General features: G+C 67.9%; 18 protein-coding genes and 1 pseudogene. 7 read left to right on the plus strand and 12 right to left on the minus strand.

The genetic code is table 11. The features are described from left to right. The first annotated feature begins 67 nt into the window (after positions 1-67). Complete coding sequence (locus tag J8M50_RS30385) at positions 68-1,189, plus strand: IS630 family transposase (protein ID WP_305793695.1); 1,122 nt, start codon at positions 68-70, stop codon at positions 1,187-1,189. Positions 1,190-1,219: 30 nt separating this feature from the next. Here J8M50_RS30385 and J8M50_RS30390 read toward each other — a convergent pair whose 3' ends face one another. From J8M50_RS30390 to J8M50_RS30415, 4 genes are all read right to left on the minus strand, one after another. Further along, on the minus strand, positions 1,220-1,537 hold the full coding sequence (locus J8M50_RS30390) for an Imm51 family immunity protein (RefSeq protein ID WP_010349935.1): 318 nt from the start codon (positions 1,535-1,537) through the stop codon (positions 1,220-1,222). Between the two features lie 85 nt (positions 1,538-1,622). Further along, positions 1,623-2,501, minus strand: coding sequence for a hypothetical protein (locus J8M50_RS30395; protein ID WP_010356830.1), 879 nt, complete (start codon positions 2,499-2,501; stop codon positions 1,623-1,625). Positions 2,502-2,504: 3 nt separating this feature from the next. Beyond that, positions 2,505-4,685 carry a tetratricopeptide repeat protein gene (locus J8M50_RS49340; RefSeq protein ID WP_141655618.1) on the minus strand — a complete coding sequence of 727 codons (2,181 nt, stop codon included), beginning with the start codon at positions 4,683-4,685 and terminating at the stop codon, positions 2,505-2,507. A gap of 12 nt (positions 4,686-4,697) precedes the next feature. Continuing rightward, positions 4,698-7,898 carry a tetratricopeptide repeat protein gene (locus J8M50_RS30415; RefSeq protein WP_010356832.1) on the minus strand — a complete coding sequence of 1,067 codons (3,201 nt, stop codon included), beginning with the start codon at positions 7,896-7,898 and terminating at the stop codon, positions 4,698-4,700. Positions 7,899-8,506: 608 nt separating this feature from the next. Between J8M50_RS30415 and J8M50_RS30420 the strand changes: the two genes are divergently transcribed. Further along, complete coding sequence (locus tag J8M50_RS30420) at positions 8,507-10,297, plus strand: hypothetical protein (protein WP_050987329.1); 1,791 nt, start codon at positions 8,507-8,509, stop codon at positions 10,295-10,297. A 67-nt stretch (positions 10,298-10,364) separates the two neighbouring features. Here J8M50_RS30420 and J8M50_RS30425 read toward each other — a convergent pair whose 3' ends face one another. The 5 genes from J8M50_RS30425 to J8M50_RS30445 all read right to left on the minus strand — a co-directional run bounded on the left by J8M50_RS30425 (position 10,365) and on the right by J8M50_RS30445 (position 19,188). Continuing rightward, entirely contained in the window at positions 10,365-12,782 is a 2,418-nt protein-coding gene (locus J8M50_RS30425) for a galactose oxidase family protein (RefSeq protein ID WP_010356835.1), read from the minus strand. A gap of 135 nt (positions 12,783-12,917) precedes the next feature. Further along, the gene (locus tag J8M50_RS30430) at positions 12,918-14,081 is read right to left on the minus strand and encodes a glycosyltransferase (RefSeq protein WP_010356836.1); all 1,164 of its coding nucleotides are present in this window, start codon (positions 14,079-14,081) and stop codon (positions 12,918-12,920) included. Next, positions 14,078-15,700 carry an ArnT family glycosyltransferase gene (locus tag J8M50_RS30435; RefSeq protein ID WP_010356837.1) on the minus strand — a complete coding sequence of 541 codons (1,623 nt, stop codon included), beginning with the start codon at positions 15,698-15,700 and terminating at the stop codon, positions 14,078-14,080. Before J8M50_RS30435 ends, J8M50_RS30430 begins: the two co-directional genes overlap by 4 nt. Next, entirely contained in the window at positions 15,697-16,953 is a 1,257-nt protein-coding gene (locus J8M50_RS30440) for a glycosyltransferase (protein WP_010356838.1), read from the minus strand. Before J8M50_RS30440 ends, J8M50_RS30435 begins: the two co-directional genes overlap by 4 nt. A 186-nt stretch (positions 16,954-17,139) precedes the next feature. Further along, positions 17,140-19,188, minus strand: coding sequence for a thioredoxin domain-containing protein (locus J8M50_RS30445; RefSeq protein WP_010356839.1), 2,049 nt, complete (start codon positions 19,186-19,188; stop codon positions 17,140-17,142). A 538-nt stretch (positions 19,189-19,726) separates the two neighbouring features. On the opposite strand from J8M50_RS30445, the gene J8M50_RS30450 reads away from it, so the two are divergent. From J8M50_RS30450 to J8M50_RS30460, 3 genes are all read left to right on the plus strand, one after another. Beyond that, positions 19,727-20,553, plus strand: a protein-coding gene (locus J8M50_RS30450) for an IS5 family transposase (protein WP_370516800.1) whose coding sequence is annotated in 2 segments (ribosomal slippage) — positions 19,727-20,083 and positions 20,086-20,553 — 825 coding nt in all. Because the reading frame shifts where the segments join, the coding sequence is not laid out codon by codon here. A 62-nt stretch (positions 20,554-20,615) separates the two neighbouring features. After that, positions 20,616-21,170: a hypothetical protein gene (locus tag J8M50_RS30455; RefSeq protein WP_141655673.1), complete on the plus strand. Its 555-nt coding sequence runs from the start codon at positions 20,616-20,618 to the stop codon at positions 21,168-21,170. Further along, positions 21,170-22,084 (plus strand): TIR domain-containing protein, encoded by a 915-nt coding sequence (locus J8M50_RS30460; RefSeq protein ID WP_075662165.1) that lies wholly within the window; start codon positions 21,170-21,172, stop codon positions 22,082-22,084. The genes J8M50_RS30455 and J8M50_RS30460 overlap by 1 nt, the downstream gene beginning before the upstream one ends. 16 nt (positions 22,085-22,100) lie before the next feature. Here J8M50_RS30460 and J8M50_RS30465 read toward each other — a convergent pair whose 3' ends face one another. Beyond that, positions 22,101-22,961 carry a hypothetical protein gene (locus J8M50_RS30465; protein ID WP_010360706.1) on the minus strand — a complete coding sequence of 287 codons (861 nt, stop codon included), beginning with the start codon at positions 22,959-22,961 and terminating at the stop codon, positions 22,101-22,103. A 286-nt stretch (positions 22,962-23,247) separates the two neighbouring features. On the opposite strand from J8M50_RS30465, the pseudogene J8M50_RS30470 reads away from it, so the two are divergent. Then, positions 23,248-23,431: pseudogene (locus tag J8M50_RS30470) on the plus strand (IS256 family transposase); the annotation flags it as partial. A gap of 26 nt (positions 23,432-23,457) precedes the next feature. Here the strand turns inward: J8M50_RS30470 and J8M50_RS30475 are convergent. Beyond that, positions 23,458-24,654 carry an ISAs1 family transposase gene (locus J8M50_RS30475; RefSeq protein ID WP_079187963.1) on the minus strand — a complete coding sequence of 399 codons (1,197 nt, stop codon included), beginning with the start codon at positions 24,652-24,654 and terminating at the stop codon, positions 23,458-23,460. A 138-nt stretch (positions 24,655-24,792) separates the two neighbouring features. Further along, entirely contained in the window at positions 24,793-25,065 is a 273-nt protein-coding gene (locus J8M50_RS30480) for a hypothetical protein (protein ID WP_010361119.1), read from the minus strand. Between the two features lie 369 nt (positions 25,066-25,434). Between J8M50_RS30480 and J8M50_RS30485 the strand changes: the two genes are divergently transcribed. Continuing rightward, the gene (locus tag J8M50_RS30485; RefSeq protein WP_010352692.1) at positions 25,435-26,892 is read left to right on the plus strand and encodes a restriction system modified-DNA reader domain-containing protein; all 1,458 of its coding nucleotides are present in this window, start codon (positions 25,435-25,437) and stop codon (positions 26,890-26,892) included. Positions 26,893-26,990: the final 98 nt, after the last annotated feature.

Consider the following 26,990-nt stretch of genomic DNA (forward strand, 5'->3'; position numbering starts at 1 on the left):
CGCCGGGTTGGTGGTCGCGGCGGTTGGATGTCCGGTGACGTCCGTTCGTCCGATCGCTGGGGGTGTGGTGGCTGAGCCTGTCCGTGTGCGCAGGTTGACCGACCAGGAGGGGCAGAAGCTGCAGCAGATCGTGCGCCGGGGCAGCACCAGTTCGGTGCGCTACCGGCGCGCGATGATGCTGCTGGCGTCGGCCGGCGGGAACCGGGTCCCGGTGATTGCCCTGCTGGTGCAGGCAGACGAGGACACCGTCCGCGACGTGATCCACCGGTTCAACGAGATCGGCCTGGCCTGCCTGGACCCTCAGTGGGCGGGAGGCCGTCCCCGCCTGCTCAGTCCTGACGACGAGGACTTCGTCGTCGCGACGGCCACCACCCGCCCGACCAAGCTCGGCCAGCCCTTCACCCGCTGGTCCGTCCGCAAACTTGCCGCCCACCTGCGACGCGTGCACGGTCGCGTGATCAGGATTGGCCGCGAGGCGTTACGGTGCCTGCTCGCCCGCCGCGGCATCACCTTCCAGCGCACCAAGACATGGAAGGAATCACCCGACCCCGAGCGTGACACCAAGCTCGACCGGATCGAGCACGTCCTGGAGCGGTTCCCGGACCGGGTGTTCGCGTTCGACGAGTTCGGCCCGCTCGGCATCCGCCCCACCGGCGGTTGCGGCTGGGCCCCTGCCGGCTACCCCGAGCGGCACCCCGCGACCTATCACCGCACCCACGGCGTCCGCTACTTCCACGGCTGCTACTCGATCGGCGACGACACCCTGTGGGGCGTCAACCGCTGCAAGAAGGGCGCCGCGAACGCCCTGGCCGCGCTGAAGTCGATCCGCACGGCCCGCCCGGACGGCGCGCCGGTCTACGTCATCTTGGACAACCTGTCTGCCCACAAGGGCGAGATGATCCGGCGCTGGGCCAGGAGGAACAGGGTCGAGTTGTGCTTCACGCCCACCTACGCATCCTGGGCCAACCCGATCGAGGCCCACTTCGGACCACTGCGGCAGTTCACCGTCGCTAACTCCAACCACCGCAGCCACCCCACCCAGACCCGGGCTTTGCACGCCTACCTGCGCTGGCGCAACAAGAACGCCCGACACCCCGACGTGCTGGCCGCCCAGCGCAAGGAGCGTGCCCGGATCCGCAGCGAGAAGGGCATCCGCTGGGGCGGACGCCCCCTCAGCACAGCATCCTGACCCAACTGGTGTTGCTATCCGGTTGGATCTTTAATCGTCGAACTCGAAGCCCGAAGTTTCCGCCCGGGCGATGATCTCGCGGACTGCCTCGGGGCTGGTGATGACTGATTCAACGGCCGTCTTGAGAAGCGCGAGGTCGCTCGGACTCCCGACCGCGCAGAACATGCCGGCCTCACTGTCGAAGTCGAGGCGCTCGGCGATGTCTGGCCAGGCAAACCGCACGAGACCTTCCCAGAAGTATCCGTTCGGCTCGTGTTCTGCATCGACCACTGCGGCATCAGCAGCCAGGCCACCGACATCCAACGTCAGCGAGTGTTCGCCGTCGAAGTCATGAAGCTTGATGGTCACGGCCGCGATCCTCTCACGCCCGGCCCACGGACCGTCCGCTCCCTCCAGAGGCTCACCCGCTCCCGACCCCGGTGAACCTTTCCGGTCACAGCACTAGCAACGGTGCGCTTGCGTCCTGTGCCGCCTCGAATCTGCCGTGGCACCAGAAGTACATCAACTGGTCGTCCATGCGGCCCGACTTGAGTGCTGTGAGTAGTTCGTCGCGGCGGGAGCGTTCTACGCATACGGTGCCCTGCGTGAGCGCCGTTGCCACGTCCGCCGCTCTTGTGCGGCCGTACGGGTCGATGTTCTTGTCGTGGTTCAGGCTTACGACCGGGACGGGTGGGGGGAGTTGAGGGTCGGACTCGTCCGGGAAGTCTGCGTATCTGCCGCCTGTCTGTTCCATCTGGTGGCGGTAGCCCAGGAAGCGGTGCAGGGGGTTTTCCTCAACTCCCTTTGGGAGCGCGAGCATTGGCCAGGGTAGGAACAGGGGGGAGTCCACTCTGATTCTGAGCGGCTTCTCGCTGGTCAGGGCTTCCTGTACGACCTTCCGCAGGCGGTCGGCTCCTCGGCCGTCCGCGCCTAGGAGTTCGTGCCATAGGAGGTAGGCGCCCTGTTCTGCCAACTCGTCGAGGATCTCTGCGAGTTCGGGTTCGTCTGTGAGGTCCATGCGGGTTGCGTAGGGCTCGCTCACCGGTATGCCGGTTGCCTGGTCGATCGGCTCGTATGCCACCAACTCCCTTTTCCACAGGGTTCGTAGACGTGCCGCGCTGGTTCGGATCGTTGTCGGGGAGACGTCCAGGCGGGCCGTGTACTCGTGGGGGGACGGGGGGAGGGCTGTGCCGTATGCGCGGGCTGTGATGTGGTTCTCCGCGTATGTGTCCAGGGTCAGGACCAGGTCCGGGTGGCGGATCGTTGACGAGGGGTGGCGGGTGAAGCCGTGGCTGGGGTCTTGGGTGATGCGGAGGGGGAGTTCTTTTGGCACCGGTCAGGTCCTCCTGAGGGAGGTGGGGGTGGTGCCGGTTAGGTCGGTGCCGGGGGTGTCTGTTACGTCGAACTCTGTCTCCAGTTCTTGGAGGACTGTGCCGGTTAGGTGGTGTTCTACGGTGAAGCGGATGCGGTGGTGGCCTGGGCGGTGGGGGGTGAAGTGGAACTCGGCGCCGGTGTCTGTGTTGTCTGGGGGGCCGGGGCGGATGGGGACCGCGTGCTCCGGTTCGATGTCCGCCGGGGTGAGGGGGGTGGCCCTCGCGGTGAGCCAGGGGAGGGTGGGGGTGGTGGACCACGGGTGGTGGCGGCCGGGGATGACCTGGAGGGTGAGGCGGTTGTCGTCGTGGAGGGTGAGGCGGACGCGGGATTCTGTTGTGGGGAGGCGGAGTTGGGTGGCTTCGTAGCGGGGCTCCGGGATGAGGAGGCGGGCTGCGAAGGGGATGCGGAAACGGCCGTGTTCCCAGGGCCATTCGGTGGTGGCTAGGAGGGCGGGTGGGTAGCGGCGGGAGAGTTCGTGTAGGGCTTCGGGGGGTGGGTCTTCGTTGTTGGCGAGGGCTTGGGCGAGGGTTACCCAGGCTTGGCCGGCTTCGTCGCCGATGGATTGGAAGCGGGCTCGGGCTTTGGCGAAGGCGTGAGGGCTGGAGGGGAGGTGGGGGGTGCGGATGGCCAGTTCGAGGGAGGCCCAGGCTTCGCCGTGGGGGCAGCCTAGGTGGGCGAACGCCCCGACGCTCCGGGTCAGTTCGATGATCAAGTCTGTGTCGGAGTACGGGAATTGCAGGGGCCCTACGCAGGCGAAGTGCCGTGCCCAGGCCGCGCACAACTGGTCCGAGGACATGAGCGGTGTCCGGCGCAGCTGGGAGGAGGTCTGCGACAGTGCGAAGAACAAGTCGGCCCAGTCGTTGACCCGCCCGATCTCCTGACGCGGTCTCGTGGATCTGGGGTCGAGAGAGGCGTCGCTCACGAAACCGCTGATACTCAACAGCAGGGTGAGCCGCTGCTGTTCGACGCCCGCCCATTCCATGCCCGCAGTGTCATGGACGTCCTGGAAAGCCACCCGAGCGGCGTCGATCACCTTTTCCGCCTCGTCGAAGTCGCCGCTCAGCAGCCGCCAGTGACCGTAGTGGAGCATCGCCCACGCCTCACCGCGCCGGCCCCCGGCGACCTGGTGCGCCTCGATCGCGCGGCGCAGCAAGGGACCTACGCCGCGCAGGTCGCCTCGGTCGCAGGCGACGGCGGCACGCGTGTGCAGGACCCAGCCGTCGGCGGGGCGGCGTTCGGGGATCTCGGCGAGCAATCGGGTGGCGGTGCGGAGATCGCCCTCTTCCCATTCGGCCACGGCGAGTGTGAATCGCGAGGAGGTCGCAACTGGTGAACTCGCGAACAGTGATAGCGCGGCCAGCGCCAACGCCTGCTGGGACCGTCTCAGTTCCTCGGCCAGGGAACCCACGGTGGCCTTGGACGTCAGGCCCGGGGAAAGGTCCAGGAGGCGTCCGGCGAGTTGGACGTACGTCCAGCCGAACCGGTCGACCGTTTCGGGCCGACACGTGCCCAACAACCGGCTCAGTGCCACGACGGCACGGATGCGGGTCTCGCCAGCGGACCAGTGTTGTGTGATCTCGGCGGCGGCCGTGCTGTGCAGCCGTATCCCGTTGCTGTTCATGTCGGCCAGGCCAGCTCTCGTCAACTGGCGGGTGGATTCGGGTGGCAGGTCCGACACGAGAGCGAGCGGCACCCGAAGAGGACCGGTCGTGGTCAGCGCGGCCAGTCTCTCGCACAGGCGCAACGCTTCGGGATCCAGCGTCTCCGGGAAGCGCTGCGGCACATCCTGCGGCGCGGTGACGGCCAGCACCATGACCACCCCGCTCGTCGCCAGCGACTCCATGACATCGAGCAACGGCTGTCCGGGTCCGTCGAGTCGCAGGACCAAGCCTTCGAACCTCGGCAGCACCTGACGGCACAACTCGACGACGAACTCCGCGAACTCCCGGAGGGAGCCGAGCAGTTCCTCGACGTCTGAGTACCCACCCTGGTCCAGCGCCCCCAGCACCCGCAGCAACGTCACCTCCGGCGGCTCGGACACCCCAATGTCCTCGACCCGGATCACCGGCACCCCAGGAGGGAGCCGCACCTCCCTGTCCAGCACCACCATCCGACGCCGGAGAAGTTCCCGATAAACGTCCACCCCGCCCCCTCCCTAAGCCGCCCCGGCAGACACCGCCACCCCCATAACTTCCCGAGCATGCCTCCCCGGCACCATCCGCAACCGCCAAGCCTGCCACCCCGCCTCCAAATTCACCCCCCGCTCCAGCACCAACCCATACGCCTCGACGAAGTCACCAAGCTTCTCGTCCCGCAAGTCATGCCCCTCCCGCCCAAGTTGGACCAACTCCTCCTGCGCGACAGCGGTCCCGATCTCAACCCCGCCGGGCGAGGCATACGGCAACAACGTGCACCGCAGGAACCGCGCCCAGTCCTCCCCCCGCCGATCCCCGTACGACGCGAACAGAGCCACCGCCTCGTCGCACAGCGAAAGCGCCTGCGCCGTACGCGCATTGCCCGCATCGACGACGGCGAGTTCGAGGCACGTCCACGCCTCCCCGTGCGCGACCCCGATCCGCTGGAAATCGGCGCGCGCGTCCACCAGCAACTGCCGCGCGAACCCGGAGTTACGCAGGGACCCGGTCTGCGCGGCACGCTGATCGCGGGTGACGCGGGCGGAGTGGTGGCGGGCGCAGGCGAGACCGTACACGTCGCGCATACGGGAGAACATGGTCCGAGAGCGCTCCAACTCGCGCACCGAGCGGTCGAGTTGACCCGTCTCCTCCAGGGCGAGCCCCAGGTAGTAGACGGTCCACGCCTCTCCCCGCGCGTCCTCGTTCTCCCGGTGCCGCGCGGCGGCGGCCCGCAGATCCTCGGCCGCGAGCGCCGCGTCCCCGGCCATCAGCCGGGCCCGCGCGAGCTGCGTCAACGCCCACGCCTCACCCCGGGAGTCACGGGTACGCCCGTACAGCTCGATCGCCCGGTTCAACTCCCCGAACGCCGCGTCGAGTTCACCGCGCCGCAGGTTCAACTGCCCCAACTGGTAGTGCGCCCACGCCTCCCCGTGCACGGACCCGCCCCGCCGATGCAGGACGAGCGACTCGGTGAGCAGCTCCAGCGCCTCGGGCAACCGCGCCCGGTCCCGCTCGACGGCGGCCAGCGCGTGCATGCTCCACGCCCGGTCGGTCGCCAACTCCGGTGTCTGTTGCAGGTCGATGGCCTCGCGCAGCTTCACGGCGGCCTCGACCAGGTTCCCCTGGTGATGCAGCGTGATCCCGAGCGAGCACAGCGCCCGCGCGGCCCCGGCGTCGTGATGCGACTGGAGATACAGGTCGACGACGGACGTCAGCGTCGTGCGCGCCTTGTCCAGCTCACCGAGCTGCCGCGCGGCGATCCCGGTACGCCACTGCACGGACCGCACCAGCAGCCCTCGGTCGATGGACTGCGCCAACTCGCTGATCTCACCGAGCCGGTAGAGGTCGCCGCGCAGCAGGCAGTAGTCGCACAGCGCGCCCAGCAGCGAGAGCACGGCGGCTTGGTCGACGCCCTCGGCGTGCCGCAGCGTCGAGGTGATGAAGCTCGACTCGTCGTCGAGCCAGCGCAACGCCTCGTCCAGGGACGTGAATCCGTGCGGACTGAACCGGTCGGAACGCGTCGACATGTTGCCGTCGACCAACCGGAGTACGGAGTCGGCGAGTTCGGAGTAGCTGACGATCAACCGCTCCTGCGCGGCGACGAGTTCGCTCGTCTCCTCCTCGTCCTGCAACCGCGCGGCGGCGAACGTCCGCACCACGTCGTGCAGCCGGAACCGGTCCCCGCGCACCCGGTCGATCAGCCCGGCCCGCGCCAACTCGCCCAGCAGCCGGGCCGCTTCGGTCCGGTCCGTGGCGAGGAGCGCGGCAGCGGCGGCGGCCCCCAGCGAGGCCCGCCCGGCGAGCGCGAGCCGGCGCAGCAGACGCCGGGTCTGCTCGGGCTGGTCGGTGTAACGCAGCCACAGCGCACGGTCGATGGGCTGTACGGGGCCGTACGCGCCCAGTTCCAGGGCGAGTTGACGCGGCGAACGCGGGCCCAGCGCGGAACCGGCGATGCGCAGCGCCAACGGGAGGCCGCCGCACAGGTCCAGGACCCGGTCGGTGGACTCCGCGTCGTACGGGCCCGTGCTGTCCTGCGCGGCGGCGGCCAGCAGCTCCTCCGCGCCGGCCGCCTCCAGCGGGCGTACCGGCAACTCGTGGACCCACGCGCCGAGTTCGGTGGGCAGCGGGAGCGGCGTACGGGACGTCACCAGGACCAGGCTGTCCGAGCGCTCCGGGATCAGGGTGCGGACCTGCGCCGGGTCCGAGGCGTCGTCCAGGACGACCGTGACCGGGAGCTTCGTCAGGTGCTGGTAGTACAGCTCGCTCAGCCGCTTCACCTGCTGGTCCGCCGACGACCGCTCCCGGAACAGGAGTTGCTCGCGCGGCGCGCCCAGCCGGTTCAGCAGGTGCAGCAGCGCGTCCCGCGTCGACAGCGGGCCTTCGTCCGAACCGCCGCGCAGGTCCACGACACACGCACCCCGGAACTGGTCGCGCAGATCGTGCGCCGCGCGCACCGCGAGTGCCGTACGCCCGCTGCCGGGTTCGCCGTGCAGCACCACCACCGTGGGCCGTGTCCGCGTGGACGCCCGGCCCGCCTGCACCCACTGCCTGATCTTCGCCAGCTCCTGCCGCCGCCCCGCGAACACCCCGGACGACTCGGGGAGTTGGGCGTACGACTGCTCAAGCAGCGTACGGCCGCGCGCGGCTGCGCTCTTGTCGGCGCCCTTCAGCTGCGGGCCGGTCGCCTTCGGGCCCGTCGACGCGCTCAGCACCCGCTGCTGGTCGAGGAACGGGCGGATGCCCCGTACCTCCAACGCCGTCAGCCACTGGAGCCTCAACTGCTCGGCTCCGCCCGGCTGTCCGGCCGCACCGGCGCGGCGGCTCGCGGCCGGCAGATGCGTGCCGGCGACCTTCACGACCGTCGCGGCGGCGCCGACGACCCCGACCGCGAGGCCCGCGCCGAACGCCGTACCGGTGTCCGTCCCGAGCACCAGGTCGGCCAGCGTCGTCGTCACCGCGGCAACGCCCGCCACCAGCAGGGGAGTTCGGCCGCCCTCCTCGGCGTACCGCTTCCCGAAGCTCACGTTCGCCGCCTCGGTCTCGCTCAACGCCCGCGTGTACGCCTCGTACTCGGCGCCGGCGGTCTCCGCCATGGCGTCCAGCGCCCCGCGCGCCCGCCCGAGCAGCACCTTCCCGTCGGTCCGCCCCCCGGACCTCCGCACCTCCTCCTCAACAGCCCGAACCACCAACCGCTCGGCCTCGACCCGATGACTGTCGCGCATGTCCCGTCCCCCTCCGGCGGCAACAGCTGTCCTTGGTCAAGTGTGCGGCGGGGGGCGCCCGGATGCGAAGGGCAGAACTGGCACCGTCCTGTCACAACTCGTTGCCGGGGGCCGGCAGGGGTCGACAACCGGGGTGAGGATCGGCGTGGCTGAAGCCGAGGGCCTTGAGCAAGGCGTTCCACGACTCGGCCTCGGCTCCGCAGAGAGCGAGCAGGTGAGGCAGAGCGAGGCCGGGTTCGGTGACGATGTCGGTCGCGGGAGTGCAAAGCCATCGGGCCTGGCCGGGCATCGCGTCGGCCGACGTAGGTTCTCGGAGGTGCGCCGGTGGGTTTCCCAGGGCCGTCGGCGCCCCCGTACGGTGGCTTCGGCGTCCGCGTAGGCCGTTCGGCACTGTCGGTGGCGGCGGCTAGGGTGCTTCTGATGGATATCCGTGGATGAAGGAGCGGCGTTCGGTGCGTGCTCTCGGGGTGCCGCGTGGAAGTCCTCGTAGCGGAGCTACGGGGGCTTTCGCGCGGTGCCGCGAGAGTGCGTGCCGGGCGTCGCGACGCCGCGGAGATCCATCAGAAGCGCCCTAGCATTTTGGGCAGGGCACGGGAGGAAGACACAGGATGACGCAGGCCGAGGTGGGCGGGGTGGACGAGCGGGTGCCGGGGCGCCGGTGGACGGTGCGGCTGGACCCCGTCGGCCGGGGCGGGGTGGTGCGGGTGTCGTGCAGTCGTCCCGCCTGTGCCGAGCAGCGCTTTCCGACGGCGGCCGAGGGGCGGGCGGCTGCGGTCGCTCACCTCAAGGCGCATCTGCGTGCCGCGCCGGCTCCTCGGGAGGGGGTGTACTGCGCGTGCAGGGCCGATGGGTGTCGTACGCACATGCCTGCCGTCGGGCGGAACCCTCGGGCCGAGCCCTGGCGGTGTGGTGGGCCGGTTGTGCTGGCTGTGGTCACCGATCGGGAGGGGCGGTGGTGGCAGGCCATGGAGTGTTGTTCGCGGTGTGTGGCGGCTACGCCTGGGGCTCGGACGGTGGGTGCCGCGCAGGGGGCCGGGGGGCAGGGGGCTGACCGGTCAGGCGTTGCGGGCGCAGGCGCGAGCGCGGGTGGGGCGGGTACGGCCGCAGGCGCGGGCGGGAGCGCAGGTACGGGCGCAGGCGTGGGCGGGGGCGCGCAGCACTCCGCGTACGCCCCCGCAGGCACCGGCGCGCACTCCGCCGCAGCCACGGCCCCCGGCACAGGCACGCCCGCAGGCTCCGGCACCGGTACGCCCCCCGGCCGCCCCGCCGTCCCTCAGTTCTCCGACCACCAGCCCATCACCCCCCAGTTCTCCGACCACCAGCCCGCCGCCCCCCTCCCTGCCCCCCGCCCCGCACCCAAGACGGCCCCCGCCCGCCGCCGCCCGCAGATCGCGAAGATCGCCCAGCGCATCATCCCCAACGACCTGCGCCCGGTCGAACTGCGGGACGAGCTCATCGAGTTGGGGAACCTCTTCCGCGCCTACCAGAAGCGCGACAAGCCCGACCTCGCGGTCCTGGCCGACCTCCAGGAACGCAAGGCGCGCGCCTTCGTCGCGTGGGCGGACGCCACCTTGGAGGGCGTCCTGCGGTTCGAGGCGCAGCGTGCCGAGCAGGCCGCCGCCACGATCCGGATGCAGCACGAGCAGCGCACCGGCACGGGTACCGGCATCGCCTACAGCGGCCCGGTCGACGGGGTCATCGACGGCGACGGCCCGGCCGTGACCCGGCTGCTGACCGGCCTGACCCAGTGGGAGCACGCGCGCGCGGTCCTGGCGTACGTCGCCGAGCACACGCCCCTGCCCGGCCCGGAGGCCCGTCTCGCGGTGCTGATGCTGACGCTGCGGACGGCGCACACGGGCACCGGCAACCTCGTCGGCCAGGACCTCACGGGCCTGGGCCTGACCGATCCGCAGGCCCTCGTCGAGGAGCTGACCGGCAGCGGCTGGCTGGAGATCCCGTGCACGGCCGAGGAGTTGCTCGCCTCCCGCCCGGAGAACCCCACCCCGATCACGGTCCCCTCGCTGGTGCCGGCCGAGGACGAGGCGGGCCCGTTCACGTTCGGCAAGAAGATGCGGCCCAAGCTCTCCGGCTGGGCGCAGCGGGTCGTCTCGGACAAGAAGCTCCGCAAGAAGAAGGCCCCGGCCACCACCCGGCTGCTCACCCTGGCCCTGGCGGCCCAGACCGACGCGTCGGGCCGTCTCGGCCCCGGCGGGGGCGGCATCGCGCTGGACCGGCTCACCGCGTGGGTCCCGGTCGACGCCGCCGAACTCAAGGACCTGGTCGAGCAGTTGACGACGGCGGACTGGCTGGCGGAGGCGGACCTCACGGACACGCACCTCACGGGGCAGCTGTCCGAGCGGGTGCTGCCGGTGAGCTGCCCGCTGCGCAAGGCGGAATGACGCACGCAGCGAGCCCCGCACCCGGTCAAGTGCCGGGTACGGGGCTCCAGTTGCCCACCTGGAAAGGTCAGCCGCGCTTCACGTCCTTCGCGTCGCACGCCACCTTGTTGCGGTTCGGGTCCAACCCCAGCGGATCGTCACCGCCGTTGACGTTCAGACGGCCGTACTCGTTCTTGGCGAGCCACGCGCAGCGCGCGGCCGTCGTCTTCTTCACCTCGGCCGGGAAGGCCGTCGGTACGCAGACGTTGACCGAGCCGTAGTGGCGGTCGCAGCCGGAGATGGTCGGACTGACCTGCTGGGACTGCTTCTTGGCGCCGGGGCCGGTGACCTTGCCGGTCAGCTTGGCGGCGAAATCGTGGACATGGGGTGCGGCCTGGGTCTTGGCGAGCGAGAGCGCCTTCGGCCCGGTCAGGTGGACCCACTTCGCCACCGAGGGAACGCCGTTGGCGTCGACGGCGAACAGCATGTACCAGCCGGGCGGCGCCAGGTTGGGGTTGCTGGTGACGTTCAGGTCGACGTTGTTGCCGCTCACCGACAGCGGCAGGTCCACGAACCGCTGGTTGGGGTCGGAGGAGTGCGTGACCGCCGCCGGACGGATCAACTCGGCCTTGGCGATGGGCCGGTCGACGGTGATGCGCTGGGTGTCGCCGTACTGCCACTCGGTGTCGATGAGTGAAGTGATCGCCGGACGCGGGCCCTTGAAGAGATAGGGCGGCGAGTAGACGGACACGTTGTGGTTCCAGGTGCCGTTGCCGGGGTTGTCGCCGGTCGTCAACACCCGCCCGTCCGGGAGGAGTACGGCCGAGGAGTGGTAGCCGCGCGCCTCGGGATCGGCGGCCACCTGGTCGAACGTGCCCGCCGCCGGGTCGTACAGCGAGGACTCGTACACGGGGTTGGCGCGGTTGTGCAGCGCGCCGCCGGTCTCCAGGACCTTGCCGTCGGGCAGGAGGACCGCCGAAACGTACATCTTCCCCTGGTTGCCGGTCTCTTGGACGGGGCCGTTGCCGAGGTCGACGGTGCCCTGCGGAATCGGCGGGCCGGCGACGTACGCCGGGTTGGGCTGCTTCAGGTCGATGACGTCCGTGAGGCGGTTGCCCTCGGGGTTGGAGTCGATGTTGCCGCCGCCGAGGGTGAGGACCCTCTGGTCCTGCGCCGGGGGCAGCAACACGCTGGCGGACTGGTCGCGCTGGTCCTTGTTCTGGAGGCCGGGGATCTGGGTGACGGTGTTCGCGCCGTAGTCGTAAACGGCCGAACCTGTCCCCGGGATGTTGTTCCCGAAGACATGGCTGCCGGTGTAGAAGAGCCGGCCGTCCTGCATGAGGACCATCGCCGGGTACAGCCCCCAGTACGACCAGGTCTGGTTGACCTTCCACAGCGGCAGCCACTGCTGCTCCGCGTCGGACCAGCGCTCGGCGGTCACCGACCCGGAGGAGTCCTCGCGCAGCCCGCCGAAGGAGAGCACGTCACCGTCGCCGAGGACGGTCGCGGACGGGTACCAGTGGCCGTCGTTCAGGTCGTTGGTCTTGCTGTACGTCTCGGTGACCGGGTCGAAGATGTACGAGTCCTTGTACCCCTCGTAGCCGTGGCCGCCGACGACCGGGTACGCCTTGTTGCCGCTCATCACCAGCACGCGCCCGTCCTGGAGCTGGACGTGCCCGGAGCAGAACATGTCCTTCGGTGTGGGGACGACCTTGTACGTGCCGTTCGCCGGGTCGTACACGGCGGAGGTGAACGTGCCGGCCGCGAACTGCTCCTCGCTGTTCCCGGAGCCGGCGATCATCAGCACCTTGCCGTTGTTGAGGACGACGGAGTGCATCGAGCGGACCGGGTTCTGCGTCGGGAGGACGTTCCAACTTCCGTCCTCACACTGGGCGTTGGTGCCCGTGCAGGCCGGTGGCGGGGTGACGTCCGGGACCTGCTCCATCGTGTAGTCGTCGGTCGTCGCCGAGCCGGTGCCGTACACGGAGACGCCCCAGGTGATCCGGTCGGTGCCGGCCGGGACCTCCGGGGTGCGGACGCTCGCCTTGGTCCAGGTCGGCGCCAGGTCAAGGGTCTTGAGGTCGGTCCAGTACTGCCAGCCGGCGGTGGCGTCGTGCCGGAAGAGGGTGAGGGAGGTGTCGGGGGTCGTCGACTTGTACCAGAGGGACAGGTCGTACTGCTTGCCCGCTACGACCGTCGGCGCGCAGGCCGCGGACTCGGTGATCAGGGCCTTGCGGTCGCCGCTCACGCGCCGGGTCAGCTCGACCTTCATCGCCTTCGACCCGGAGTGCGCGTCCGAGGTCGTGGTGAACGTGAAGTCGTTGTCGCCCCAGCCGGACTTCTCCCAGCAGTACGGCATGTCGCCCGAACCGGCCGTCTCGAAGCCGGGGTTGAGGACGAGGTTCGCGGCGGAGGCGGGCTGCGGGGAGGTGAGGAGCAGGCCACCGGTGAGACCGGCGACGGCCAACAGGGCGGTCTTTCTGCGGTACTTGAGGGGCAGTTTCATGCGGCTCCCTTCGGGGATCGGGCAACCGGCCGACGCCGGGCGGCTCTTGGCCGGCGTCGGGCGGGGTTGGGTGAGGCGTCGCACGGCGTCGCGCGCATTCCGGCGACCGGCCTCGACAGGCTGCTCAGGAGCAGGTCACGCGGTCGTGCGCTTCTTCTTCCTCGGCAGGTACACCAGCGCCTCGGTCCCCACGAACCGCAGCACGAACGTCGTCACCAGCGCGAGCGCGGTCGCGGAGAGCGCGCCCATCCCGAACCGGTGCACGAACAGCGCGATCAGCGGGATCCGCAGGACCAGGTCCGCGTTGGCGAGCAGCGCGAACCTGCCGACCCGGTCCCACCAGCGGCGGTGTTCACGCCGGTCGCGGAAGAGCAGGTGCTCGATGAGGACGAAGTTCCAGGCCACGCCGAACTGGTTGGCGAGGATCTCGGCGGGCAGGTAGTGCAGCCCGGTACGGGTCAGCGCCCACAGCGCGACCAGGTTGGGCAGGAACCCGCTCAGCCCGATCAGCCCGAAGCCGATCATGCGGGCGAGCGGCGAGGCGGTACGCAGCCCGAGGAGGTGCCGCAGGAACCGCACCCCTTCCGCCGCCGTCGACTTGGACTCCCCGGCGTACCGCTCCTGGAACACGAACGGCACCTCGGCGACCCGCTCCGGCCTGCTGCGGACGGCGAGTTCGAGGAGGATCTTGTAGCCGAGGGGCTTGAGGACATCGGCGCTCACCACGCTGCGCCGGATCGCGAAGAACCCGCTCATCGGGTCGCTGATCCCGCGCAGCCTGCGCGGGAAGAGGGACTTGGTGAGCCAGGTCGCGCCCTTCGAGACGGCGACCCGGTAGCCGCCGGCGAGCCCGGCGCGGCTGCCGCCCTTGATGTACCGGGAGGCGACGACGAGTACGGCGCCGGAGCGCTCGCCGGTCGCCACCAACTCCGGTACCAGGGACGGGGGATGCTGGCAGTCGCCGTCCATCACGACGACCCAGTCCGACCCGGCGGTCCTGATCCCCTCGACGACGGCGCCGCCGAGGCCGCCCACCGGTTCCTCGCGGTGCAGGACGGTCACCGGGAACGGGCAGTCCTTGGCCGCGTCCCGGATCACCTCGGGGGTGTCGTCCGTGGAGTCGTCCACGAAGACGACCTCGCAGGGGAGGCTGCGGGGGACCGACTCCCGGATCTGGCGCAGGAGTTGGCGGATGTTCGCGGACTCGTTGAAGGTGGGGACGACAATGGTGACGGCGCCGGGTTCGGGGATGTCGTCCTCGCGGACGTCCGGGACCGGTGCGGTGTATTCGTGGCTCACAGCGCGCCTCCGACCTTGCGGATCTCGATGCGGTCCTCGCCGATGCCGAACACGGCGACGGGCGTTGAGTGCGTCAGCGCCGCCTTCACGGTCGGCAGGTCGCGCGCGTCGCGCCGTACCGTCGGGGAGGCCACCACGTAGTCGACGTCCTTCCAGCCGTTCGGGAGGGTCTTGGTGACCGCCGGGTCGAGGTCGGCCTTGTAGAACCAGATGGCGCCCAGGCCGGGTTGGTACCCGGCGTGCACGAGGTCGAGCCAGAGGGCGTCGTCGACGAGGACGCGGGTGCCGGCGGGGTCGGCGACCTCGTGGTCCAGCCACTTCGCCGCCGACCGGTAGGGACCGTTCGCGTCGGCGGTGACGGCGGTGTGGTCGCCGTCGTACCAGCGGGGTACGACGTACAGCGCGGCGGCGACAGCGAGCGACGCCGCGACCGCGTACCGCCCGTACCTGACCCAGTGGTGCTCGGCGGAGCCGCGCCGCTTGTGCAGGATCGTGTGCGCGAGCGAGGAGACCGCTCCGGCGAGGACCAGGGCGAGGAACGGCAGCGCCTGGATGACGTACATCGCGGGGAGGTAGCCGCCGGGGCGCAGCGCGACGACGGCCAGGATCGCGACGGCGAGCGAGGGCCCGGCGAGCGCGCGGGCGGTGACCGACCAGCGCCAGGTGACCAGGAGCAGCAGCGCGCCCGCGAGGCCGCCGACGATCAGGACGGTGTCGTAGTAGAGCCAGGACTGCAACACCCCGTGCCCGCCCGAGCCGTTGTCGAGGATGAAGCCCGAACCCGGCCTGGTCATCTGGTACTTCATGCCGTCCCACAGCGAGACGTGCCCGCCGCCCGGGAGCAACTCGCCCTTCAGCAGGGCGAAGAGGGGGTACGAGACGCCGATCAGGACGCATGCGGTGATCGCGCCGGTGAGGGCGAACTTGCGGGTGTCGCGGTGGCTGTGGCGCCACATGGTGAGCAGCACGGCGGGCAGGACGAAGAGCATCGTCTCCTTCGTCAGGACGGCCGTCGCGGCGGCGATCCCGGCGCCGAAGTGGTGCCACAGGTGGCGGCTCGGGGAGGCGGCCAGCGTGAACGCGAGGAGCGTCCACATCACCGCGAGGTTGTCGAGGAAGATCTCCCGCTGGAGGACGACGGAGAGCGGCGAGAGCCCGAAGAGGGCCATGCCGAGCCCGGCGGCCCAGCGCGGGAGGGAGAGGCGGCGGCCGAGGACGTACAGCAGGGTGGCGCTGCACGCCGTCACGACGAGCATCACCGCGCGCATCGAGCCGACGGTCATCGTGCCGGGGTCGAGGGCCTTGGGGATCCAGGTCAGCAGGGCCAACTGGAGCCAGCCGAGCGGGGGATGGTCGTACCAGTAGGTGTAGTGGGCGAGGCCCTTGCCCTCCTGGACGGCCCACGCCTGGGCGAGGTAGGTGCCCTCGTCGTCGCTGAGGGTCGGGTAGGCGGCTATGTTCCAGCCCTGGACCACGAGGATCACGGTCAACAGGGCGCCGCACAGCAGGAGATCGGGTTTTTTCGAGAGGCGTGTGCGGGACGCCGGGGGTGTCAGGGGCGCGACGGTGCGCTGGACGGGAATCTTCGGGGTGGTCACCGTCGGGAGCGTGGAGGTCACGCGGCAACGTCCTCTCGGGTGGTCAGGTGCGCACCGGTGTGTTCGGTCAACTCCCATTCGCTCTGCCCGCGTTGCTCGCGCCACACTGCGCGGATCGCGGCACCCGCGAGGAGGACCTGGTAGAAGGGGCCGCCCACGACGAGCTTGACGTAGTGGACGAAGCGCACGCGCAGGCCGTACTGCTTGCCGAAGTCGTGCAGTCCGACGAGTTCGAAGACGAACGTCACGAGCGCGGTGACGGCCGGCAGGAAGGTGACGAAGGCGATGCCGACGGGCACGTCGAGGAAGAGCGCGATCGCCGCGTTCAGCGGGATGACGACGCCGGAGAACGCCTGGAGGAACGGGGTCATGAGGGTGTAGCGGGCCAGCAACCGCTGCCCGAAGCCCGGGAGTTGCTTCCAGTCCTTCTTCCGGTAGACCTGAAGGAAGCCCTGGTTCCAGCGAGTTCGCTGCTTGAGCAGGGACATGAGCGAGCCCGGGGTCTCCTCGCGGGTCACCATGTCTGAGTCGTAGGCGACGACGACCTTCTTGCCGACGGACGACAGCCGGACGCCCAAGTCGCAGTCCTCGGCGAGGCAGTTGGAGTCCCATCCGCCCGCTTCCCGCAGGACGTCGGTGCGGACGAAGACCGTGTTGCCGCCGAGCGGGATGAACCCCTTCTGCGCGTGCAGGTGGAGCCGGGAGCGGAACCAGAAGAAATACTCCAGGCAGTTGCGCAGGCTGTACCAGCTGGAGTGGAAGTTGATGAGCTGGACGCCGCCCTGGACGACGTCGGCGCCGGTGGTGCGGAAGGCGTGGTCGACGTGCGCGAGGAGCTCGGGGTGGACCTGGTCCTCGGCGTCGAAGACCCCGACGACGCCGCCCCGGCAGTGCGGGAGCGCCGTGTTCATCGCCTTCGGTTTGTTCTTCGTCTCGTGGGTGTCGACGACGACGCGCACCCGGGGGTCGCGGGCGGCGGCGCGTTCGGCGACCTCGGTGGTCTCGGGGTCGTCGTGGCCGACGATCACGATGATCTCGAAGTCGGTGTGGGTCGACTCCAGGAGCCGGCGGATGGTGTGGTCGAGCACGGCCTGCTCGTGTCTCGCCGGCAGCAGCAGGGAGAACGAGGTGTGCTGGCCCCCGTCCGGCTGGCCGAAACTCGTCGAGGCGAGCACCTCCGGCGTACGCCAGGCGTGCATCTGCCACCACAGGGTGAAGGCGGCCATCCCGAAAAGGCCCAGCGAGACGGCGGATATGAAGATGGACGTGAACAAGAAAAGATCCCCCCAGATCTCAGTGCCCCCTGTCGCGACGGCGCGTCACATGCGTCGCGTCATGTGCTGACACTAAGTGGAAACTGTGAACGGGGGGAGGTCTTCCGATAAATAGCTTGTTTCAGAGCTGACTTGTTCTTAGCTGCACATATCCGGACACGTGATCTCTTTTTTGGTCGGCAATGATCAAGTGGACTGACCGTTCGGGCCGGTCAGCGCGGTGCGCAGCCGATCGGGGTCGGTCGTCGGAAGATCACAAGTGAAGTTACGGCAGACGTACGCCGTTGCTTCACTTCCCGAAAGTGGCCGGTCGGCGATCAAGGGAAATTCGTCACTGTCCGTCACCCCATAGGCCACAACAGCCCCGGGAGCCGTGGCCAGAAGCGCCTGTCGGTGTAGGTTCTTTCCGGCCGGATCGGTCAACTCCCTTGCCACTACGGCGACTTCGCGCGGTCCGTCGAGGAGTGCCTCCGCTACGGACAGTCCCCAGCCGATGAAGCGGGGGACCCGGGGGCCGAGCGCTTTGACGACGCCGAGTGCTTTTTCGGCTGCGGTGCGGTGGGGTTCGGCTCCCGTGTGGGCCGCGTACGACAGGAGTGCCGACGCCGCCGCCGTCCAGCCGGAGGGGGTCGCGTTGTCCATGGGGTCCTGGGGGCGGCGGATCAACTGCTCGGCGTCCGAGGCCGTGTCGTACAGGGCGCCCGACTCGGGGTCCGTGAAGCGGGCCAGGACGTGGTCCAGGAGCAGGCCGGCGAAGTCCAGCCAGACGCCCTCGGCGGTGACGGCGGCCAGCGCGAGGAAGCCTTCCGCGACGTCGCCGTAGTCCTCCAACACGCCCGCGTTCGCGCCGGGTTGGCCGTCCTTGCTGGTGCGGGAGAGATGGGCGTGGTCGTCGAGGTGGATGCGGACGACGAGGTCGGCGGCGGTGAGGGCGGCCTCGATCAGGTCGGGGCGGTCGAAGTAGGCGCCGGTCTCCGCGAGGGCCGCGATCGCGAGGCCGTTCCAGGCGGCCACGATCTTGTCGTCGCGGCCGGGGGCGGGGCGTTCGGCGCGTTTCGCGAGGAGGCGGGCGTGGATCGAGGCGATCTTGTCCGCGTCGAACACGCCCTCCGTCTGCGGGAGTTGCAGGACCGAGGCGCCTTCCTCGAAGGTGCCGTCCTCGGTGACGCCGAAGTAGTGGGCGGCGAGGTCCGCGTCCTCGCCGAGGGTGTCGCGGAGTTCGGCCATGGTCCACACGTAGTACGCGCCCTCTACGTGTTTCCCGGTGCCGTCGTCGCTGTCGGCGTCCAGCGCGGACGCGAACCCGCCCTCGGGTGTGCGGAGTTCGCGGACCATGAAGTCCGCCGTCTCCAGGGCGATCCTGCGGGCCAGCTCGGAACCCGTCGAGCGCCACAGGTGGGCGTACACGCGGCACAACAGGGCGTTGTCGTACAGCATCTTCTCGAAATGCGGCACGATCCAGTCGCGGTCGACCGAGTACCGGGCGAAGCCGCCGCCCAGCTGGTCGTAGATGCCGCCCCGCGCCATCCGCTCGCACGTGTCCGCCGCCATCTGCAACGCACCCTCCGAGCCCGTCCTCGCGTGGTGCCTCAGCAGGAACTCGATCACCATGGACGGCGGGAACTTCGGCGCGCCCCCGAAACCGCCGCGCTGCGGGTCGTACTCCCGGGTCAGCCCCAGCAGCGCCGCGGCCAGCTCCTCCTCGCCGGGCGGCTGCGCGTCCCCGAACGACAGTTCGCGCTCCCCCAGATCCCGCACGATCTTCCCGGCGACCTCGGCGACCTCGTCCCGGCGGCCGGTCCACGCCTGCCGCACGCCCTCCAGCACCTGCCGGAAGGAGGGCGAGCCGTGCCGCGGCTCGGGCGGGAAGTACGTACCGAAGTAGAACGGCTCGGCGTCGGGGGTGAGGAACACGGTCATGGGCCAGCCGCCCTGACCGGTCGCCGCCTGCACGGCCTCCATATAGACGGCGTCCACGTCGGGCCGCTCCTCGCGGTCCACCTTGACGCTGACGAAGTGTTCGTTGAGGTAGTCGGCAGTGTGCTGGTCCTCGAAGGATTCGTGGGCCATCACGTGGCACCAGTGGCACGAGCTGTACCCGACGCTCAGAAGCACCGGCCGCTCGCTCCGCCGGGCCTCCTCGAACGCCTCGGCCGACCAGGGCCACCAGTCGACGGGGTTGTCGGCGTGCTGGAGGAGGTAGGGGGACGTCTCATGGGCCAGTCGGTTCGGCATGGAGCCATCCTGCCGCAGTGTCCGGCCGCTCGGACGGCAGGCGTGTCCCAGACGGTGACGTCCGGCTTTCCGGTGCTTCTGCTTGGTGCGGTGACGCCGCCGAGGTAGGCGACGCGTTCCTCGCCGGTCATCAGTCAGGAGAGGTCGCCCCGCATCGCGTCAAGCCGTCCTCCAGGCAGGACACGTCCCCGGCCCGCGTGTCGCTCGGAGATTCCGCCTGACTTCCGGTGCGGCCTTCGCCTGGCAGCATCCGCTCACCGCTTGAAGCAGCTGTTCATTCACCGTGCAATTACTCCCCCACCTGGCCTACATGGACACGGCAAGGCCGCTGCCTGCAACTAGCCGGCGCCGATCACTTCCTGTGTGCACACGTCGCACTGCGCGATCCCTTACCACATAGGCCACCCGGACCTCTTGGCTAACTGACGGGTGCCACCTCATCAGAAGCTGCTACATCCCTGACTATTTAAGAGATTATAAGATGATTGCCGGAGAGGTTTAGAGGTTGTCTCATGTGGCGTGATGTTCGTGCGGCATGATGTCGGTCGTGACTGCCGATCTGTCGAAGCGGCTGGTTCCTGATGAACTCTGGGAGCTGGTCGCCCCGTTGCTGCCGTCGTTCGTCGCTCGACCGCAGGGAGGCGGGACCGCTCCGCGTGATGAGCGGGCCGTGTTCACGGCGGTGGTGTACGTACTGACCAGCGGGTGTGCCTGGCGGCACCTGCCGCCGACGTTCGGTACGTCCCCGGCGACAGCGCACCGCCGGTTCACGGCCTGGACCGAAGCCGGCCTGTGGCGCCGGCTGCACCGGGCCGTGCTCGACCGACTCGGCGCCAGGGGTGAGCTGGACTGGACCTCGGCGATCATCGACGCGGCCTCCGTCCGTGCGAAAAGGGGGGATCACTGACCGGGCCGAACCCGGTCGACCGCGGCAAGAAGGGCAGCAAACTGCACGTCCTGTCCGACGCCCAGGGCATCCCGCTCGCCCTCGCGGTGTCCGGCGCGAACCTCCACGACAGCCAGGCGTTCAAGCCGCTGATCCGGGCGATACCCGCCGTCCGCTCGCGGCGCGGACCACGAAGACGACGTCCCGTCAAGATCCGCGCGGACAAGGCGTACTTCTCCGCCGACCACCTGGCCTGGCTCCGTGAACGGGGCCTGGTCCCGCGCATCGCACGTCCGGGCATCGAGTCCGGCGAGCGACTCGGCCGGCACCGCTGGAAGATCGAACGGTCCATCGCCTGGCTGCTCGGCTACCGCCGCCTCACCGTGCGATACGAGCGGAAGGGATCGCACTTCCTCGCCTTCCTCGGCCTCGCAGCCGCCCTGACCTGCTACAAGAAGCTCGCGAAACTCACCACGTGAGACAACCTCTTAATGTAGGTCGCACTTGGAAACCTTGCGAACCACCACCATGGAGGCCGCAAGTGATTGCATCAATTGTGACGGCTGGAGCCGGTATTTTAATTGCGATCATGGCGTACTGGTTGAATCACCGGGGAGAAGTCCAGAGGTCTCTCAGGAAGGAACGGATCGACTGGGTAGGCAGTCAACTCAAAGACCTCTACGGCCCACTTCTTATTTTGGCGGAGATTAACGAGCGGGCATGGCGAGAGTATCGGAGGGCATATTTTCCATCCGATTCGACAGAATCTCCAAGGGGACCACTGGCGGAGTCAATGTCGATGCGATGGCACGTATGGGTTGAGGCAGTATTTGCTCCAAGGGCCCAACAGATAAGGGAAATCATCACTGCGCGCGGAGATCTCATTATCGAAAGAGAGATGCCACCAGTGGTACTCGACTTCTGTGCCCATGCCGCGACATATGATGCCCTACTGGCGGACTGGGATACCGTAGCCGTCAACCATTCCACGCTGATCCGTCATCCGGGAAGCAGCTTCCTGTTGTACGTACGCGAGTCGTACGTCACCCTGAAGGCCGAGCAAGAAGAATTGCTGCAATCGAGCCGACTCGATTAATGAGCCACCAGGTCTTTGGCGGCGACCACATGGGGGAGGAACCGTTCATGAAAGTATTCCTGAGCTGGTCCGGCGAGCGTTCCAGGCAAGTCGCTGAGGCTCTGAAATCTTGGCTGCCGGATGTTATCCAAGAGGTTGATCCGTGGGTCTCGACTCAGGACATCGCCAAAGGAGGCAGAGGGATCAAGGAGATTACTCATGAACTTGCCGCTACAGATTTCGGGATCATCTGCGTAACCCCAGAGAACGAGGCGTCGAAGTGGATCAATTTCGAGGCAGGCTCACTCGCCAAGGAGTTCGAAATTGCACATGTCGTTCCTTTTCTCATTGACATGAAGATTGCAGACCTAACCGGCCCTCTCTCGCAGTTCCAGGCAACCGTCGGAGATAGTCGAGAAGATGTCCGGAAGCTCATTGGGGATATGAACAAGTCGTCAGCAGGACGAGCGGTGGCAGAGGAACGCCTGGAAAGAGCCTTCTCGAGGAGCTGGAGCGAATTGGAGAGCGCGCTACAAGAGGTCCGCAGCGCACCCCCGCGAGAGGGTATGCGGAATTCAGTCGCGAGGTCCGATACGGAGATGCTCGAAGAGATCCTCTTGCTGGTCCGAAAGCAAGAATATCGCCGGACGGATCTAGAAGGAAAGGCGAATCAAGTCGAGGAAAAACTATCGTACAGTCGGCGAATCAGCGAGGACGAGTTCATCGTGGCATCATTTGCGAAGATCGGATGGCAGGTGACTGGGTCCTCACGGGAAAACGGTGGGGTAAACATTACCGCACAGCATCCGGAGGGTAGCAGTACATTCTTGTCGCGTGATTTCATCGAACGTATGGCCAAGTCTTTGGGTATGCGTGTGGTTGTGACAGGGGAGTCGGGGGATGTGCTGATGCGTAGCGGAACCCACTTTTCTTAGCATGTACGCAATTGATTCACCGTTCAAATTTAACCTCCGCAGACATTGGCATCTTCTCTGTTTTCCTGAAGCGTAGGTTTTCGATTTTTTCTTCCCGAACCCACGCATTCCATGCCTTGATGTAAATAGCTACTTGCTCGCGCATTGAATATCGCCGCTTGGAGCTCCTTCTCTGCATGTGAGGGACCTTGAGAAGGGCAAGTCGCGGGTCTCCGACCTCAAGGTTTGCACCCAAGGTTAGCCCATCGATCCAGCTGTCAACCTTCACTGCGGGGGCCGCCTCAGTCGTGACAAAGTATCCCACTGCCGCCCCCGTTTGGCTCGCAAATACGTGCTTGGAAATTTCGCGGCCCACCGCAACAGCTTCTCGGTACATATCGCTGTCCTCGGTGTATGCCGCTAGGATCCGACCGTTCGCGATTCGGGCTCCATTGCCAGTCCAGGGAGAGTCTGGCATGTTCTTGAACAGAAGAACGTGGCGAATGGTGGAGTGAAGCAGAGGGAGATACTTCTCGCCGGTAGCGGAAAGCGTGTCCACACCGCTTCGACGCTTTCCTGTATCGAGGACAGGAAACGCAGTTCTCGGAAGCCCTTCGAATACGTAAATCCACACCGGAATCCCGGCCTTGATGATGGCATTCAAGCGGTGCTGGCCGTCGAGGAGGCATCCCACGTCAAGAGGCCCATCAAGCGCGATTCCCTGGTGCGTTAGCTGCCACTCTCCGCTGACAATTGAATCGGCTAAGAAATCGACTTGTCCCCAATCCAGGCGGCGATTTACCACGGCTCGGGACAGTAGAGTCTCTGCGATCTCAGGAGTGATTTGGATGAGACGTGGCGTGGGTACGCCCTCTGCAACCCCGTTATTGATGATCATTTCAGGATTATATGGACCTTGATGATGTGACGTCACTGAAGATCTCAATTGATCGTTTTCGCACTTTCGTGTTCAAAAATAGAATGCAATAAGCGAGATTGGCGTAGCGGAAGATCTCCAATCAGCCATTTGGTCGCCAAGTGTGAATTGCGCAAGTTGGCCAGTTTTGCCTGACATTGTCTATTTTGTAACAACTGTCACGCGGAGTTGAGGGCGAGGTTGGGCCCTGCCGAAGTCGAGGGTGTAGGTCCGCCCTCAGTCAGCTCGGAATCATCCCGTCTGCACCCGCGGTGAGGGCATGCAACTGACCGGTGAGGGTGGGCTGTTGCAGCAACTGGCCAAGCGGGTATTGGAGTCCGCCCTGGAAGGCGAGATCGTCGATCCCGTCGGTTATGGAGAAGGGTGACCCGGCCAGAAAGGACAAGGGCGCCCGCGCCAAGGCCGAGCTGACTGATGTCGACCCAGCCCAGGGGGTCGGTCTCGGGGCAGGGCTCGATCAAGTTCCGTGAGTGTCCGGGGTGTTGGTGATGCCCAGGATGGCGAGTGCTCGTTCGGGTTCGTGGCGGATGGCGCGGGTGGTCTTGGCGATGTTGTCGGCTCCGAGGATCTTCAGGGTGCCGATGGCGAGGTTGCGGATGGTGGCCATGGCGCGGGGCGTGGTGCCGGCGTGAATGGTCGAGGCGTCCTCGGCGAACGTGACGTCTCGGATGTAGTGGGAGGAATTTTCGATTCCCCAGTGCCCGCGAATGGCGGTGGCGAGGTCGGCGGGGCGGGTTTGGTGGGCGGCGAGGCTGGTGACCGCGTAGACGTTCTCGCGGGTTTCGGGCCGACCGGTGGGCTTGCGGCGGCGGTGGACCCGGATGGCGAGGTGGGCGTGGGGGAAAGCGATGCCGCCGAGGTTGTCGGCGATGGCGCAGGTCTTGATCGAGCGGGACTCGCGGCGGCCGTGGGCGGTGGCGGAGGTGGTGTGCTGGACCTTGATCGACGTCCAGGGCAGGGCGGCGAGCTGGGCGTAGGCGGTGGGCTGGTTGGTCTTGATGACGGCGATGTAGTGGGCCTTCTTCGTCTCGGCCAGCCAGGTGATGTTGGCCTTCACCGAGTGGAGGGCATCGAAGGTGACGACGGTGCCGGCGAGGTCGAGTGGCGCCAGCAGGGGCTTGAAGTGGCGCACTTCGTTGGTCTTCGCACCGACCTCGACCTGGGCAATCGTGGCGACGCGGTCGTGGGTGACCGCCGAGAGCAGGTGACGGCGCGGCGCGGCCAGGCGGGCTGAGCCCCTGAGGGCCTTGCCGTCCACGGCGATGACCTGCCGCGATCGGGCCTCGGGCACTTCCGCGGACGCGGTGATGCGGTGCCGGTCGGCCAGGTAGGCGCCCACAGCCTGGTCCAGGGCGTCGCCGTCAAGTGCCGAAAGAACGCGTCCGAGAGTGACCGGCCTGGGGCTGCGCCGCCAGCCGAGCAGGTGACGGCGTACCCCGAGGGATGCCAGCAGCGAGTTCGTGGCCCGCTCGCCGAACTCGGCGAGCTCGTCGATGCTCTTCGCTCCGCAGACGGCCGCGCAGGCACACACCAGCAAGATCGCCGTCAGCGAGTACCACCGGCCCCGGCGCGAGCGCGGATCCGGAACCGATTCGAGGTAGGGACGCAGGTCAGCGATCCGGTCCGCATCCAGCGGACCCAGCTTCTCCAGCACGGCAGGGATAGGGGAAGATGCAACAGCAGGCACGGGACGTCCTCGTGATCATCTGGCTTCGACACCACAATGATCACGAACCCCCGTGCCTGCTCTGCTGTCCGCCCCTACCGGCCTGATCGCCAACCCTCCACGCAATCACGGAACTTGACGGAGCCCTGGTCTCGGGGGGCAGGTTGTGCGCGGGTTTAAGGCTTGGATCACCTCGCGCAGGCTGGCCGCGCAGATGAGCCGTTCGACCGTGCACCGCGCGAGGGTGAGCCCTTTCCGCAGGAGCGCGGCGTGGATCTCGGGGGCACTGTAGGCGCCGTAGCGGGTGCTCGGCATGATCTCGGCGTCGGTTCTTGAGGGGTCGTAGATCGGCTGGACGCCGAACGCTTCCTCGTACTGGTCGATGTAGGCGACCTTCATCGCGACGGGTGGTCCAGCTCCGCGGCGAAGGAAGCCGAGGCGGATTTCGGTATCGAGTTCGCCCGCTTCAACTCCCGGTTCCCCCCCCCGTTCCAGTTCGGCGATGCGGGCGGCGTCCTGGCTGGTGGTGCTGGGGCGTACGCCTTCGTCGGTCTCGACGCGATTGCCCCAGGTCCCCGCAGGACTTCGGGGTGGATGCCGAGAGGTACGCCGGTATGGCGGATCGCGCGCGTCCGGCCGGCAGGGTCCTCGTCCGTCAGAGGCGTCGCGCGCTGACGGACGAGTTATTCGAAATCAACAGCAGCACAAAGTGCGCCTCTGTAATGATCTGAGCACTTCGAGGCGGGACCGAGCTGGGGGAAGACGCCGATGATCGATTCCACGCTGGGCAAAGGTGAGGACGAGTCTCTGGGGCGAGCCTCCTATCTGATCGAGGGACGGAGAGTGCTGGTCTCCGACCTTGTCAACGCGGGCCTGCTGACCCCTGGGGCGCAGCTCACGTTCTGGCGTAAGCGATCCGGAGAGGCACACCGCGCCCGGGTGACCGAGGACGGCAGGATCGAGCTGAGCGACGGCCAGCGTTTCAAGTCCCCCTCCGCGGCAGCTGCCGCAGCCACGGGGCGAGGCCCTCATGACGGGTGGACGGCCTGGGCACTGGACGACGGCACCCTGCTGGACGTTCTGAGACAGAAGCTCCTGGATACAGTGGCGGAGCTGCCGTCTTCCGGCAACGTCGCGGCGGAGGGCTCCGCCGCCCGGCACGTCCGGTTGAAGAACGCGCGGAGGCAGGCTGACGCCGACACGCCGATCACTCTCACTGTGAGGGATCTGCTGGGCTGGTGGGGGGCATCCCGGCGCGGCTACCTGGTCACCGAGCAGGTAGCCGCCGAATTGGCCAACCACGGTCTGTCCACCGTGCCGGACTTCGAAGCTGTGGGGATCGACGACCGAGTCGCCTTGACCGGACCCTCCGGGGACACCGAGGACGGGGAGGACACGGAGGAGGAAACGGCTGAGCAGGAGCCGGTGGCGGGGCAGGAGCCGAGGGCGACCGGCACATCAGGGCCCACCACCACCTCCGGCGGCCAAGAGGACGAGGATGAGCCGGTCCAGGGGCAAACGGTCGGCAACCTGCCCTCGGCGCTCAAGGGAGTGGTGTCGGTGCCCTCCTCGGCGAGCTTCGAGGAGGCGTTCACAAAGATGCGGCTCAACGGGTACTCGCAACTGCCGGTCCTGAACGGACCCCGGAATCTACGGGGGGCCGTCACCTGGGAATCCATCGCACGAGCGCGCTACGCGGACGCCGCAGCCCCTTTCGCGGATGCCATCGTCGATGCTCACGCAGTCAGCTACGCCGAACACCTGATCGACGTCTTGCCGGACCTGGAGCGGTTCGGCTTCCTCCTGGTCAAGGATCAGATGAATCAGATCGCCGGAATCATCACCGTCGCCGACGTAGCCGCCGAATACGGCGCCACGGCCCGGCCGTTCCTGCTCATTGGTGACCTCGACCGGCAACTGCGCCGGGTCATCTCGCGAACTCTGGAGCTTACCGAGGTGATCACGCTCTGCGATCCGGACGGGCTCCGGAAGCTCACTGCCTTCGACCAGCTGTCCTTCGGGGATTACCAGCAAGTTCTGAGCAATCAGAAGCAGTGGGACAGGCTGGACTGGCCATTGGACCGCAAGGCTTTCACGGCCCGCCTCGACGAGCTACGAGAGATCCGCAACGAGCTGATGCACTTCAACGACAAGGACAAGGCCGGCGATTCGGCGATACCGATGCTCCGCAACATGATCGAACTACTGCGCGAGCATGGCGGCTGAGGCGCAGCGCTCGCCCGACTCCGGAGTCGGGCGAGCGCTGCGACAGAACTGCCTCCCGGCGGGCAGGCGCGGAGTGCCGAAAGCCCACGCTCTGTAAT

It is taken from the genome of Streptomyces acidiscabies, assembly GCF_020010905.1.
GTDB lineage: Bacteria > Actinomycetota > Actinomycetes > Streptomycetales > Streptomycetaceae > Streptomyces > Streptomyces acidiscabies.